The organism is Streptomyces sp. NPDC015220 (assembly GCF_043079345.1).
Classification (GTDB): domain Bacteria; phylum Actinomycetota; class Actinomycetes; order Streptomycetales; family Streptomycetaceae; genus Streptomyces.
On the sequence record NZ_JBIBUK010000004.1, the window covers coordinates 169,796 to 184,373 of the forward strand.

Sequence of the window (14,578 nt, forward strand, 5' to 3'; positions counted from 1 at the left end):
TCATGAGGGTCAGCGTTTTCGGGCTCGGCTACGTGGGCTGCGTGTCGGCCGCGTGCCTGGCCGGCATGGGGCACGAGGTCATCGGGGTGGACGTGAACCAGGTGAAGGTCGACCTGGTCAACGACGGCAGGGCCCCGGTGGTGGAGGAGCGGATCGGCGAGCTGATCGCCGAGGTCGTGCGGACCGGAGCGTTACGCGCCACCGGAGACGTCCACGAGGCGATCACGGGCAGCGAGGTGTCGCTGGTCTGCGTGGGCACGCCGTCGGAGCCCAACGGCAGCCTGTGCACCACGTACCTGGAGCGGGTCACCGAGCAGATCGGCGCCGCGCTGGCCGAGCGGGGTGGGCGGCGGCACACCGTCGTGTTCCGCAGCACCATGCTCCCGGGCACCTGCCTCAACCTGCTGGTACCGATCCTGGAGAAGTACGTCGGCGGCACGGCCGGGGTGGACCTCGGGGTCGCGGTCAACCCGGAGTTCCTGCGCGAGGGCACGAGTGTGCGGGACTTCTTCGACCCGCCCAAGACGGTCATCGGCGAGCTCGACCCGGCGAGCGGCGACACGGTGACGGCGCTGTACGACGGCTTGCCCGGCGAGGTGTTCCGGGTGCCGGTCCCGACGGCCGAGGCGATCAAGTACGCGGACAACGCGTTCCACGGCCTCAAGATCGGCTTCGCGAACGAACTGGGCGCGGTGTGCCAGGCGCTCGGGGTCGACTCGCACCAGGTGATGGATGTGTTCCTGGCCGACCGCAAGCTGAACATCAGCCCCGCCTACCTGCGGCCCGGCTTCGCCTTCGGCGGCTCCTGCCTGCCCAAGGACCTGCGCAGCCTGGTCCACGCGGCGCAGCGGGCCGACGTCTCGGTGCCCATCCTCGCCCATGTGCTGCCCTCCAACTCCGACCACCTGCAGCGCGCGGTGGAGCTGGTCGAGCGCACCGGCAAGCGCCGGGCGGGCCTGTTCGGCCTGTCCTTCAAACCCGGCACCGACGACCTGCGCGAGAGCCCGCTCGTCGAGCTGGCGGAGAGGCTCTTCGGCAAGGGTTACGACCTGCGGATCTACGACGCCAACGTGAGCCTGTCCCGGCTGCTCGGCGCGAACCGCGAGTACATCGAGACCCGGTTGCCGCACCTCGCGCAGCTGCTCGCGGATTCCGTCGAGGAGGTGCTCGACCATGCCGAGGTGTGCCTGGTCGGGACCAGGGATCCGGCCGTGCTGTCGGCGCTGCCCCACGGGGACGGCCCGGTGATCGTCGACCTCGTCCGCCTTCCCGACGCCGAGGCGCGCCGGGCCGAACCGGGGTACATGGGCCTTGCCTGGTGACACGACCGGCGGCGACCGGCCGGAGGGGCGCGCGCTGATCCTGGTGGAGAACCTGTCGGTGCCGTTCGACCGGCGGGTGTGGCAGGAGTGCACGACGCTGCGCGACGCGGGCTGGGAGGTGCACGTCATCTGCCCCCGGGGGAGCAAGCGGGACACGGAGCCGGAGGCGGAGATCGACGGGGTGCGGATCCACCGCTACCCGTTGCGCGCGGCCACCGGAGGACCGGCCGGCTATCTGCGGGAGTACGGATCGGCGTTGTGGCACACGCTCCGGCTGGCCCGCAAGGTCGGACCGGTCGACGTGGTCCACGCCTGCAACCCGCCCGACCTGCTGTTCCTGCCCGCGCTGTGGCTGAAGCGGCGCGGAGCGCGGTTCGTCTTCGACCAGCACGACCTGGTGCCCGAGCTGTACCTCTCCCGGTTCGGCCGCGGCGAGGACCTGCTCTACCGCGCCGTGTGCGCGCTGGAGAAGCTGACCTACCGGGCCGCGGACATCGTGCTCGCCACCAACGAGAGCTACCGGGACGTCGCGGTGCGCCGTGGCGGTCGGCGGCCGGCGGACGTCTTCGTGGTGCGCAGCGCGCCCGACACCGGCCGGTTCCACCCCGTGCCGCCCGAGCCGGAGCTGAAGCGCGGCAAGCCCCATCTGCTGTGCTACCTCGGCGTCATGGGCCCGCAGGACGGCGTCGACTACGCCTTGCGGGCCCTGGCGAAGCTGCGCGACGAGCTCGGTCGGTCCGACTGGCACGCGGTGTTCGTCGGCGCCGGCGACACCTTCGACGCGATGGTGGAGCTGTCCCGGCGGCTCGGGCTCTCGGAGCAGGTGCAGTTCACCGGACGTGTTCCGGACGCCGATCTGGTGCGCTACCTGTCCACCGCGGACGTGTGCCTCTCCCCCGACCCGCGCAATCCGCTCAACGACGTGTCGACCATGAACAAGGTCCTGGAGTACATGGTGATGGGCCGGCCGATCGTCTCGTTCGACCTCCGGGAGGCCCGGGTCTCCGCCGGTGACGCCGCCCTCTACGCGCCCGCCGACGACGAGGCCGAGTTCGCCGGGCTCATCGCGACGCTGCTGGACGATCCGGAGAAGCGGGCCCGGATGGGCAAGATCGGCCAGGAGCGGATCAACGGGCCGCTCGCCTGGCGGAACTCGCAAGCGTCGCTGCTCGCCGCCTACGCCGCCGCCCGCCGGGACCACGCTTGGTCGGCGGGCTCCCCGGACCGGGCTGGGAAGAGGCCGCGCCGTTGAGCGATGACACGATACGCCTGGTCACGATCGGGCGGATTATCCGACGGCGCCGCCGGCTCCTCGCCGTCCTCGCCGTGGTGGGCGCGCTCGTCGGCTACGGCGCCTCCTTGCTGTTCCCACCGCGGTACACGACGTCGGCATCGGTCCTGCTGCCGGGGGCGTGGGAGGAGCGCGAGCTGCTGACCCAGACGGAGATCGCGACCAGTTCGGTGGTGCTGGACCGCGCGGCCGCCGCGCTCGGCTGGTCCGGGGCCGGCGCCGGCGGGCTGCGGGACCGGGTGAGCGCCAAGGCCGCCGACGGCAACATCATCAAGATCACGGGCACGGCCGACACCCCGAAGCGCGCACAGCAGCTCTCCGACCAGGTGGCCAAGGAGTTCGTCGCGTTCGCCACCCGGATCACCGGCGACAACTCCGACCCCGACTCGGCGACCCGGCCCGAGGCTCTGCGGCAGCTCGTGGTGCGGACCAGCCGCCGCATCACCGAGCTTGCCGACGCGGCCGGTCCGGGACAGACCGTGGAGAGCGTGCAGACCCGCACCGAGCTCGCGAAGCTGCGCACCGAGCTGCAGGAGGCCATCGACAAGCTGGACCAGGCCGACCCCGCCGCCCACCGGGCCGACATGGTCGTCATGGGGCCGGCGGCCCGGCCGGCCGGCGAGGCGCCGCCGACGCGGGTGCAGCTCATCGGCGGCGGGGCGCTGCTGTTCTTCCTGCTCTCGGTCGTCGGCCATCTCACCGCCGCGCGGATGAGCCGCCGGCCGCGCACCGAGCCGGAGATCGCCGCGGCGCTGGGCTCGGCGCTGCTGGGCACCGTCGACGTGCCCGCTGAACGGGCCGCGCACCGGCCGGAAGGCCGTGGCGCGCGGGCCCGGATCCGCCGGCTGCTGGGTGTCGACGTCCGGTGGGACACACCCACGCCGCAGAAGTCCGGCGACGAGGCGGGCAGGCGGATCCGCTACCGGCGGGTGTGCGCCCGCCTCCGGGACCGGCTGCCGGCCCCCCGGCGGCTGCTGGTCGTCGTCCCGGACGGCGACGAGATCGCCCGCCGGGCCGCCGGGCTGCTCGTCGCCGAGGCCGACGGCGATCCGCTGCTGCGGGTGGTGGGGGTCTCGGTGCCCCGGCCGATGGTGCCGGACCGCGACACCGAGTCCGGCGCACTGGTCGTGCTCAGCGCGGGCAGCTGGACCGCGGGGGAGCTCGCCGGCATCGCCGAGGCCTGTGCGGACGCCAAGCAGGAGGTCGTCGGCGTCGTCCTCGCCGGCCCGGTCCTGGCCCGTCCGTCGCGGTCCGCCGGCCGTTCCCCGGGTGCCGCCAGGCCGGCGCTCGCGGTCGGCGACGACGCCGGGGGAGGTTCGAGATGACGACGAGCACGACTTCCCAGTCGCCGGCCGCCGCTCCGCTGCTGGACCTGCACGCGCTGGTGGTGGCGGTGCGGCGGCGCCGCCGCCTCTGGGGCTCCCTGGCGCTGCTGGGGCTGCTCGCCGGTGTGGCGGTGGCGGTCCTGCTGCCGCCACCGCCGACCGCGGCCACCAAGGTGCTGGTCGCGCACCAGCAGGACCAGCCGACCGACCCCGGAACGCTGATCCGCACCGACGTCGCGCTGCTGCACACCACGCGGATCGCCGGCCAGGCCCTGCGGTCCCTCGGCTCCCCGGAGAAACCGGAGGACTTCATGCGGGCCTACACGGGTGTGGGCCTGACCAACAACCTGCTGCAGATCAGTGCCACCGGTGACAGCGACGCGGAGGCGGTGGCCCGTGCCAAGGCGGTGGCCGACGCGTTCGTCGCGGACCATGTGAGGCGGATACAGGAAGCCGCGAACGCCGAGGCCAAGGCCCTGCTCGACCAGCGTGACCGCATACGGGACGACCTCGCCGACGTCGACCGGGCGATCGGGGAAGGATCGTCCCGGAGCGGACCGAAGGCGTCGGCGGACATGGAGTCGCTCTACGCCCGTCGGGCCGAGCTCTCCTCGCGGATCGCCGACTTCGGCCAGCGCGCCGCGGAGGCACGCGTCGGCACGCCCCAGCTCATCGCCGGCACACAGATCGTGGACGCCCCGCGCCCGGTGCGGTACTCCCTGCCCAGGACCGCCGCCACCGACGCCGGGATCGGGCTCGTCCTCGGGCTCGTCCTCGGACTCGCGGTGGCCGCGGTCGGCTCGGTGGTGGCGGACCGCCCCGTGCTGCGCCGGGAGATCGCGGCGAACCTCGGCGCCTCGGTCATCGCGGAGCTGCCCCGCCGCCCGGTCGGGCCGTGGCGGCGCCGGCGGGTGCGGGCGGCACGCGAACGGCTCACCGTGTCCCTGGCCCGCACCGTACGCGGCTCCGCGGAACCGGTGTCGCTGCTGGAGCTGGGCTGTGCGCGCAGCACGAGCGCGATCGCCCTGGACCTCGCCGGGGCACTGGCGGCCCAGGGGCCGGTGGTCGTCGTCGACGGGCTGCCCGGCGCGCAGCTCGCGGACCGCCGCCCCGGGTCCGGGGACCTGACCGTGGTCAGCGGCGAGCGTGCCGCGGCCGACCCGCACCACGGGCGCCGGATCGGCGTCGGCTCGGTGGCGCCCGGCACGGCGTGGACCGACCTGCGGTACCTCGGCACCCGGACCGTGCTCGTCGTGCGTGCCGGGCACGGCAGCACCGCATGGCTGCACACCGTGGCGCGGCGGCTCGCGGAGCAACGGATCCCGGTGATCGGTGTGGTGCTGATCGACCCCGATCCGCGTGACCGGACCGACGGCACCCAGTGGGAAGGACCGCACACCGCGCCGCGCGGCCGGGACGAGCGGCCGGCCCGGCAGAACGGTGGGGGTGCCGCCCGCGCCGTTCAGGCAGTGGGGGAGGGCGGGCGGCGGACGGAGCGGCTGCCGATGTGGGCGGCACGGATCCCGGACAGCGACCAGGAGGCGCGGTAGGACATGTGTGGCATCGCAGGCGCTTACCGGTGGCCGGACGGGAAGGCCGTGGCCGACCGGCTCACCGATACCCTCGCCCACCGCGGCCCGGACGGGGCGGGCCGGTACAGCCACCCCGTCGGTGACGGCGAAGTGCACCTCGGGCACCGCCGGCTGGCCGTCGTCGACCTGTCCGGGACCGGCGCCCAGCCGATGGCCTCGGGTGGTCTCGTGCTGACGTACAACGGCGAGCTCTACAACGCGCCCGAGCTGCGTGCCGAGCTGGCGGCCGCCGGGGTGCGCTTCCGCGGTACCTCCGACACCGAGGTGCTGCTGGAGGCCTGGCGGCGCTGGGGCACGGACTGCCTGCCCCGGCTGCGCGGCATGTTCGCGTTCGGCGTCTTCGACGAGCGGACCGGCGAACTGGTCCTGGCGCGGGACCAGTTGGGCATCAAACCGCTGTTCCTGCTCCGGCGCGGCGAGGGTCTGGTGTTCGCCTCCGAGCTGAAGGCGCTGGCCGCCGTGACCGGTGGGTCGCTGGAGGTGGACCGTGCGGCGCTGGTGGCCTCGCTGCTGTACTACTGGGTGCCGGACTCACGGTGTGCGTTCCGTGAGGCGGAGAAGCTGCCGCCGGGGAGCTGGCTGCGGTGCCGGCCCGACGGCCGGGTGGAGCGCGGCCGGTACTGGCACCTGAAGGACGTAGCCGCCGAGGCCCGGGAGCGGGCCCGGGCCGGTGACGTGCCGGATGTCGCGGCCGTGGTCGAGGAGTCGACCCGGCGCCACCTGATCTCCGACGTACCCGTGGCGACCTTCCTCTCCGGCGGGCTGGACTCCAGCTATCTGACCGCGCTGGCGGCCCGCGACCGACCCGGGATCTCCGCCTACACGATCGGGTTCCGCGCCGAGGACGCCAGGTTCGAGGCGATGCCGGACGACCTGCGCTACGCCCGGCAGGTGGCCGAACGGTTCGGCGTGGACCTGCACGAGATCGAGATCGCTCCGAACGTGCTCGACCTGCTGCCGCGGATGACGTACCACCTGGACGAGCCGATCGGCGACCCCGCCGCGATCAACACCTTCCTGATCTGCTCGGCCGCGCGGGAGGCCGGCGTCAAGGTGATGCTCTCGGGGATGGGCGCCGACGAGCTGTTCGCCGGTTACCGCAAGCACCTGGCCAACCTGATCGCGCTGCGTTACCAGCGCGTCCCGCGGCCCCTGCGGCGCGGGATGTCCAGGGCCGTGGACCGGCTGCCGGTCGCCACGGCCCGCCGGGGGTACCGGTCGGTGCGCTTCGCCAAGCGGTTCCTCTCCTTCGCCGATCTGCCGGAGGAGACCGCGTTCCGGCGCAGCTACACCATGTACGACCGGGACGAGCTGCTCGCCCTGGTCGATCCGGACCTGGCCGGGGCGGTCGAGGACGTGCTGACCGAGCACGCGGACGTCTACCGGGACAACGACCTCGACGACTTCGTCAACCGCATGTGCCTGGGCGACGCCCGGATGTTCCTGCCGGGCCTGAACCTCACGTACACCGACCGGTCGAGCATGGCCGCGTCGACCGAGGTGCGGGTGCCGTACGTGGACGTCGAGGTGGTCAGGGCGGCGTTCGCGGTGCCCGGTGACCGCAAGATCGTCGGACGGCAGGGGAAGGCCGTCCTCAAGGAGGCGGCCTGCTCGGTCCTGCCCCGGGAGATCGTGTACCGGCCCAAGGGCCTGTTCAGCGCGCCGCTGCGGGCCTGGATGAGCCGGGACCTGGCACCGCTGGTGCGCGAGGTGGTGCACGACGGCGAGCTGGTCCGTTCCGGGCTCCTGCGGCGGGACGCCCTGGCGCGCATGGTCGCCGAGGACGCGGCCGGGCAGCGGGACTTCTCCAAGCATCTGTGGCATGTGCTGACCCTCGAACACTGGTACCGCGGCGCGACCTCCGGGGCCGGCCGGACCACCCCCTTGACGGCGTAGAGACAAGAGGACTTCGGTGAAACAGGTTGTGCAGAACTACAAGAGCGGCGAACTGGCGCTGCTCGACGTGCCGGTGCCGGGGTGCGGGCCGGGCGGTGTGCTGGTCCGCAGCGCCTACTCGCTGATCTCCACCGGGACCGAGCTCATGAAGGTGTCCGAGGCCGGCATGTCGATGCTGGGCAAGGCCCGCTCCCGGCCGGACCAGGTGGCCAAGGTCGTGCAGAGCGTGGCCGTCAACGGGGTGCCCGCCACCTACCGCAAGGTGATGGGCAAGCTGGACTCCTACACGCCGCTGGGCTACTCGCTGTGCGGGGTGGTCGAGCAGGTCGGCGCCGGGATCGACGACGTGGCGGTCGGCGACCTCGTGGCCTGCGCGGGCAACGAGCACGCGTTGCACGCCGAGCTGAACTGGGTGCCGAAGAACCTCTACGCCCCGGTGCCGGACGGCCTCGCGCCGCGGCACGCGGCCTTCGGCACGGTGGGCTCGATCGCGTTGCAGGGCGTCCGCCAGGGCGAGCCGCGGCTCGGCGAGGTGGCGCTGGTCGTCGGCCTCGGGCTGATCGGGCAGCTCGTGGTGCAGTTGCTGGCCGCCTCGGGAGTCCGCGTCGTCGGCGCCGACCCCGACCCGGTGCGCTGCGAGCTGGCCGGGCGGCTGGGCGCGGCGGCCTGCGGTGATCCCGCCTCGGCGGCCGTGGAGAGGGCCGTCGCCGAACTGACCGGCGGTCACGGCGTGGACCAGGTGTACCTGGCCGCCGGCGGCGGCAGCAACCAGCCCGTCGAGCTGGCCGCGCGGCTGGCCCGGGACCGCGGCCGGGTCGTCGACATCGGCAAGTGCCGCCTGGACCTGCCGTGGAACGCGTACTACGAGAAAGAGCTCGACGTCAGGTTCTCCCGCAGTTACGGCCCCGGGCGTTACGACCCGGAGTACGAGCTGGAAGGGCGCGACTACCCGATCGGCTACGTGCGCTGGACCGAGCGCCGCAACCTGGCCTGCTTCCTCGACCTGGTCGCCCGCGGCAGCGTCGACGTGGAGCCGCTGGTCTCCCACGTCGCCGACTTCGACGACGCCGTCGAGACGTACCGGAGCCTGGAGGACGGCGGTCTGAAGGCCGTGGCCGTGCTGTTCCGCTACCCCGAACACGTTGTCGAGGCGGAGGCCCCGGCGGTGGCGGTGCCCGAGGTGAGGCTGTCCGGCGGCCGGGCGACCGCCCCGGGCCGGGCCGCCGGGACGCCGGTGCGGCTGGCGTTCGTCGGCGCGGGGAACTACGCGACGTCGATGCTGCTGCCGCACCTGGCACAGCGCGACGGCGTCGAGCTGTCGACGGTCGTCACCACGACGGCGCTGTCCGCGGCCAACGCGGGGCGGAAGTTCGGCTTCGCCCAGGCGACCACCGACATCGACGCCGTGCTCGACGACAAGTCCGTCGACGCGGTGTTCGTGGTCACCCGGCACAGCTCGCACGCCGAACTGACCCGCAGGGCGCTGCTGGCCGGCAAGGCGGTGTTCGTGGAGAAGCCGCTGGCGCTCACCGAGGACGAGCTGGCCTCGGTGCTCGCGGCGGTGGAGGAGTCCGGCAACGACCGGCTTCAGGTGGGCTTCAACCGCCGGTTCGCACCGCTGCTGCGGGAGGCCAAGCAGCGGTTCGGCGCCCGGAGCGGTCCGGCGAGCCTGCGCTACCTGGTCAACGCCGGCCGGCTGGCGCCCGGGAGCTGGTACCTCCGACAGGGCACCGAGGGCTCGCGGTTCGCCGGCGAGGGCGGGCACTTCATCGACACGGCGAGCTGGCTGCTCGACGCCGATCCGGTCTCGGTGTACGCGGTCGCCCCGGCCGGCAACGAGGACCTCCAGGTCGTGCTGCGCTACCCGGACGGGTCCACCGCCACCGTCAGCTACGTCACCACCGGCGCGCCCGGCTTCCCCAAGGAGACGCTGGACCTCGTCGCGGACGGCAAGGTGCTGCGGCTCGACGACTTCGTCCGCGCCGCCGTCTACGACGGCCGCCGCAGGCGGTGGGTCGGTTCGCGGCTGCCCAAGGCCCGGGACAAGGGCCAGTCCTCCGAACTGGCCGCGTTCGTCAAGGCGGTGCGGACCGGTGGTCCGATGCCGGTGCCGCTGGAGTCGCTGGTCGCCACCACGGCGGCCACCCTCGCCGTGCGGGCCGGCCTGGCCGGCGGCGCGCCGGTGACGTTGGCGGGGTCCCGATGACGGTGAGCTCGGGGAGTGCGGGCTGGTACCTGCGGCGGCTGTCCCGGATGGGACCGCGGGAGGTCGGCGGCCGGGTGGGCGACGCGGTGCGCAGGCGGCGGTGGCGGTCGGCGCGGCCGCACTGCCCGCGCGTGACCGGCGCCCGGTTCACCGCGGTCCTGCCCGCGGGGACGATCGCCTCGGTGCCGCCGGACGCCGCGAAACGCCTCCTCGCCGAGGCGGACCGGCTGATGGCCGGGCACGCCGAGTTCTTCGGGGTGGAGCGCGACGACCTCGCCGACCCGGACTGGTCGTACGACCCGAGGACCGGGCGCCGGGCGCCGCGGGTCCACGCCTTCGACGTGCCGTACCGGGACGAGGACGCGGTCGGGGACATCAAGCAGATCTGGGAGCCGTCCCGGCACCAGTACCTCACCGTGCTCGCCGCCGCCTACGCGATCACCGGGGACGAGCGGTACGCCGAGCGGGTGGCCGGTCACCTGCGGTCGTGGTGGGCGGTCAACGCGCCGCTGCGCGGGGTGCACTGGACCAGCGGCATCGAACTGGGGATCCGGCTGCTGTCCTGGGTGTGGATCCGCCGGCTGCTCGACGGCTGGCCGGGCGCGGCCGCCCTGTTCGAGGGCAACCCGGTGGCGCTCCGCCAGATCTGGCACCACCAGCGCTGGCTGGCCGCCTTCCCCAGCCGGGGTTCCTCGGCCAACAACCACGTCATCGCGGAGGCCGCCGGGCAGTTCGCGGCGGCCTGCGCGTTCGGCTGGTTCCCCTCCTCGGCGCGCTGGCGGGCCGGCGCGCTGCGGTCGCTGGAGCGCCATCTGCGCGGCAACACCTTCGCCTCCGGCCTCAACCGCGAGCTGGCCACCGAGTACCACGGGCTGGTGCTGGAGCTCGGCCTGGCCGCGGTGGCCGAGGCGGATGCCGCCGGTGTGCCGGTCCCCGCGACGGTCCGGCTGGTGCTGCTGCGGATGACCGACGCGCTCGCGGCCGTCGTGGACAACCGGCTGCGGCCGCCGCGCCAGGGGGACGCGGACGACGGGCACGGTCTGGTCGTGGACGGCGCGGGCACCGACCGCTGGGGCTCGCTGCTGGCCACCGGGGACGCCGTGTTCGGCCGGCTCGCCTGGTGGCCGGAGGTGACCGGCACCGATGTGCGCACCCCGCTGCTGGCCGCGCTCATCCGGCCCGGGGCCGGTCCCGGCTCCCCCGTCCGCGCCCCGGCGCCCGCGGCGGACGGCGACGGGCCCCGGACCGGCGCTGCCCCGGCCGTGTCCCGCCCGGCGAGCCGACCGGCCCATTTCGCCGACGCGGGCATGACCATCCTGCGGGGTCCGGCGGAGATCTGGTGCCGCTGCGACGGTGGCCCGCACGGATTCCTGTCCATCGCCGCGCACGCTCACGCGGACGCGCTGTCCGTGGAGGTCCGGCACGACGGGGTGGACGTACTCGCCGACCCGGGGACGTTCTGCTATCACGGGCAGCCCGAGTGGCGGCGGTACTTCCGGTCCACCCTCGGCCACAACACCCTGGAACTGGACGGCGCTGACCAGTCCCTCTCCGGCGGCCCGTTCCTGTGGACCCGGCATGCCCGCAGCCGCGTGCTGGTCGCGGACCCCTCCGGCGAGTCGGTGGCCCGCTGGTGCGCCGAGCACGACGGCTACCAGCGCTCCGTGCACCGCCGCCGGGTGGAGCTGACGGCCGCGAGCCGGGAGCTGAGGGTGGTCGACGAGGTGCGCGGCCCGCGCCGGGCCGTGCGCCTGGCGTTCCACCTCGGCCCGGCGATCACCGCGGACCTGGTGGGGAACCGGGCGGTGCTCACCTGGGCCCGGGACGGCGAGCACCGCTCCGCGGCGCTCGACCTGCCCGGAGAGCTGCGCTGGCGGGCGCATCGCGGCGAGAGCGACCCGCCGCTGGGCTGGTACTCCGCCGGCTTCGGGCGCAAGGAACCCGCCACGACGCTGGTCGGCACCGGCTTCGCCGACGGCGGGCAGGGGTTCACCACCGTACTCGGGTTCCGCGGCTAGGGGGGCTTCGGATGGATCTCCGTGAAGGAAGCAGCGCCCGCCGCCCGGCGGCCGGGGAGCGCGGCCGGTGCCCGCTCCCCGGGGGCGCCCCCTGCTCGGGCGGTGCCGGGAGCCCGGGGGCGCGTGCCGGGCGTCGCGACGCCGCGGAGACCCGTCGGACGTCCTCCGGCCGGGGACGTGTGGGGATCGAGTGGCGGCACTGGGCGTTGCCGGCGGCACCACTGGCGCTGGCCCTGCTGGCGGCGACCGGCTGTGAGAGCACACCGAGCGCGCGGCCGAAGCCGGCCGCCGCGCCGTCCACGTCCCCGGCCCGGGTGTGCGCCGAGCCCTCGGCCGGTCCGGCGAAGGCGCCGGCGGGCGCGGTGACGGTCGACCCCGAGGTCGTCGGCGACCTGGCCGCGAAGACCAGGAACAGCCCCCCGAACACCACGTTCTGGCTACGGCCGGGCAGGCACAGGCTCGAACCGGACCGCTACGCCCAGGTCGTCCCCAAGGAGGGGGACAGCTACCTCGGCGCGCCGGGCGCGGTGCTCGACGGCCGGAAGACCAACCAGTACGCGTTCGGCGGCACCGCCCGGAACGTCACCATCGGCCACCTGACCGTGCGGGGTTTCGTCGCACCGCACGACGAGGGCGTGGTCAACCACGACTCGGCCGACGGGTGGGTGATCGAGCACGCGAAGATCCAGTACAACTCCGGCGCCGGGCTGATGGCCGGCGCCCACCAGAAGGTCCGCGCGAGCTGCCTGCGCGGCAACGGACAGTACGGGATGAACGCGTACAAGGCAGGCGACTCCATCACCGGCCTGGTGGTCGAGGGCAACGAGATCGTGGGCAACAACACCGACGACTGGGAGCGGCGGCAGCCGGGCTGCGGGTGCACCGGGGGCGTCAAGTTCTGGGCCGTCGACGGAGCCGACGTACGCGGCAACTGGGTGCACGACAACCGCGGAGCCGGGTTGTGGGCGGACACCAACAACAACGACTTCCGCATCGAGGACAACGTGCTGGAGGCCAACGACGGCGCCGCGCTGATCTACGAGATCAGCTACAACGCGGTCATCCGGGGCAACACGGTCCGGCGGAACAACTGGGTGGAGGGCCGCGGGTCCGCCGACCGCGGCGACGACTTCCCGTACGCGACCATCTACCTGTCCGAGGCCGGCGGCGAACCACGGGTCCGGGCCCGCACCGACAAGATCGAGGTCTACCGGAACGTACTGGAGAACAACTGGAACGGGATCACCCTGTGGGAGAACGCCGACCGGTTCTGCAACAGCCCGGCCAACACCTCGTCCGGCGACTGCACGTTGCTGGTGAAGGACGAGGACCGCTGCGCGAAACCGGCGATCGCCACCGCACCGCTCTACGCCGACTGCCGGTGGAAGACCCAGCGGGTGGACATCCACGGCAACCGCTTCGTGCTGGACACGTCCGTCGTCGGGTGCGCGCAGAAGTGCGGCCGGATGGCGGTGCTGGCCAACTACGGCACCTATCCGGACTGGTCGCCGTACCGGGGCGACCGGGTGGCCGAGGCGATCGTCCGCACGCAGCACAACCGCTGGCACGACAACGTCTACCGCGGACCGTGGGAGTTCGTCGCCCACGACCCGAGCCGGGTGCTCGACTCCGAGCAGTGGCGGGGCGCGCCCTACCGGCAGGACGCGGGCAGCACCTTCGCCCCACGGGCCGGTGGTTGAGATGGACGGGGAGCGCACACCGAAGGCCGTCGGCATCGCCTGGGCGCTGCTGGGCCTGAACACGCTCGGCTCCGCCGGGGCGAAGACCATCGTTCCGCTGCCCCGCTCCCTCATCCAGTTGGTCACCATGGGCGCGCTGGGCGTCGCGTTCGCGCTGGCGCTCGCGGTGAACCTGCGGCTGCGCATCAGAGCCAGCGCCTTCGTGCTCCTGCTCACCCTGCTGCTGTTGCCGAGCGTGATCTCCAGCGTGCACCTGGGCTCCGGGTACGGCGGGCTGTTCCGCTGCGCCCGGCTGGCTCTCTTCGTCTGCACGCTGTGGCTGCTCAGCCGCTGGTGGGACGGCAGCCTGACGTTCGTCCGCTACCACATCCGCATGTACTTCGCGGTGCTCGTGTCGGTCGTCGCCGGCCTGGCCGTCTCGCCGGGCGCGGCCATGCCCGAGCTGTACGGCGGGCGGCTGGTCGGCGCGTTGTGGCCGCTCACCCCGCCGCAGATCGGACAGTACACCGCGGTGATCATCGGGCTCACCGTGCTGCTCGTACTGGGCCGGCGGACCGACAAGGCCGGCGCGGCGGCGGTCATCGTGCCCTCACTCGTCCTGCTCGCGCTGAGCCATACCCGGACGGCCACGGTCGGCCTGCTCGTCGGGCTGGCGTTGGCGATCGGCTCGCTCCTGCTGACCAACGCCGCCGCCCGCCGGTTCTTCACCTGGGCCGTCCTGGTGGTCACGGTGGCCGCGGTGGGGTTCGCCCCCGCGCTGCGGGCGTGGTTCCTGCGCGGGCAGAGCCAGGAGAACTTCTCCAGCCTCACCGGTCGCGCCAAGGTCTGGCAGGCCCTGCTGGCGGAACCCCGGACGACCTTGGAGCAGCTGTTCGGCACCGGTCTGGGCGACAAGTCGTTCGACGGGCTGCCGATCGACAACAGCTGGCTGGCCGTCTACAACGAGCAGGGTCTGACCGGCGTCGCCCTGGTGGCGGCGATCATCGTCGTGCTGGGCGGCGTCGCGTTGCTGCGGCCACCGTCGCTGCCGAGGGCCTGCGCGATCTTCCTGATCAGCTTCTGCGCGATCTCGTCGTACACCGAGGCCGGGCTCGGCGACGCCTCGGCGTATCTGCTGCATCTGGCGCTGGCCGCCTCGCTGCTGGCGGCACCCGCCGCGGCCACGCCCGTCCCGGCGCCCGCAGCCCCCCGACGACGTGTCCCGCGCTGGGCGCTGGACCGGAGGTGA

The 14,578-nt window shown here is 73.7% G+C and carries 9 protein-coding genes; all 9 read left to right on the forward strand.

Annotated elements, in window-relative coordinates; translation table 11 throughout:
• Positions 1 to 2 precede the first annotated feature (2 nt).
• The 9 genes from ACF061_RS12315 (at position 3) to ACF061_RS12355 (ending at position 14,578) form a co-directional block, all read left to right on the forward strand.
• Complete coding sequence (locus ACF061_RS12315) at positions 3 to 1,322, forward strand: nucleotide sugar dehydrogenase (RefSeq protein WP_392266782.1); 1,320 nt, start codon at positions 3 to 5, stop codon at positions 1,320 to 1,322.
• Positions 1,312 to 2,574 carry a glycosyltransferase family 4 protein gene (locus ACF061_RS12320; RefSeq protein ID WP_392266783.1) on the forward strand — a complete coding sequence of 421 codons (1,263 nt, stop codon included), beginning with the start codon at positions 1,312 to 1,314 and terminating at the stop codon, positions 2,572 to 2,574. The genes ACF061_RS12315 and ACF061_RS12320 overlap by 11 nt, the downstream gene beginning before the upstream one ends.
• Positions 2,571 to 3,938 (forward strand): Wzz/FepE/Etk N-terminal domain-containing protein, encoded by a 1,368-nt coding sequence (locus ACF061_RS12325; RefSeq protein WP_392266784.1) that lies wholly within the window; start codon positions 2,571 to 2,573, stop codon positions 3,936 to 3,938. The genes ACF061_RS12320 and ACF061_RS12325 overlap by 4 nt, the downstream gene beginning before the upstream one ends.
• Positions 3,935 to 5,488, forward strand: coding sequence for a Wzz/FepE/Etk N-terminal domain-containing protein (locus ACF061_RS12330; protein WP_392266785.1), 1,554 nt, complete (start codon positions 3,935 to 3,937; stop codon positions 5,486 to 5,488). The genes ACF061_RS12325 and ACF061_RS12330 overlap by 4 nt, the downstream gene beginning before the upstream one ends.
• Positions 5,489 to 5,491: 3 nt before the next feature.
• On the forward strand, positions 5,492 to 7,426 hold the full coding sequence (gene asnB / locus ACF061_RS12335) for an asparagine synthase (glutamine-hydrolyzing) (RefSeq protein ID WP_392266786.1): 1,935 nt from the start codon (positions 5,492 to 5,494) through the stop codon (positions 7,424 to 7,426).
• A gap of 16 nt (positions 7,427 to 7,442) precedes the next feature.
• Entirely contained in the window at positions 7,443 to 9,632 is a 2,190-nt protein-coding gene (locus ACF061_RS12340) for a bi-domain-containing oxidoreductase (protein WP_392266787.1), read from the forward strand.
• The gene (locus ACF061_RS12345) at positions 9,629 to 11,650 is read left to right on the forward strand and encodes an alginate lyase family protein (RefSeq protein ID WP_392266788.1); all 2,022 of its coding nucleotides are present in this window, start codon (positions 9,629 to 9,631) and stop codon (positions 11,648 to 11,650) included. Before ACF061_RS12340 ends, ACF061_RS12345 begins: the two co-directional genes overlap by 4 nt.
• 179 nt (positions 11,651 to 11,829) lie before the next feature.
• On the forward strand, positions 11,830 to 13,350 hold the full coding sequence (locus tag ACF061_RS12350; RefSeq protein WP_392266789.1) for a right-handed parallel beta-helix repeat-containing protein: 1,521 nt from the start codon (positions 11,830 to 11,832) through the stop codon (positions 13,348 to 13,350).
• Position 13,351: 1 nt separating this feature from the next.
• Complete coding sequence (locus ACF061_RS12355) at positions 13,352 to 14,578, forward strand: O-antigen ligase domain-containing protein (protein ID WP_392266790.1); 1,227 nt, start codon at positions 13,352 to 13,354, stop codon at positions 14,576 to 14,578.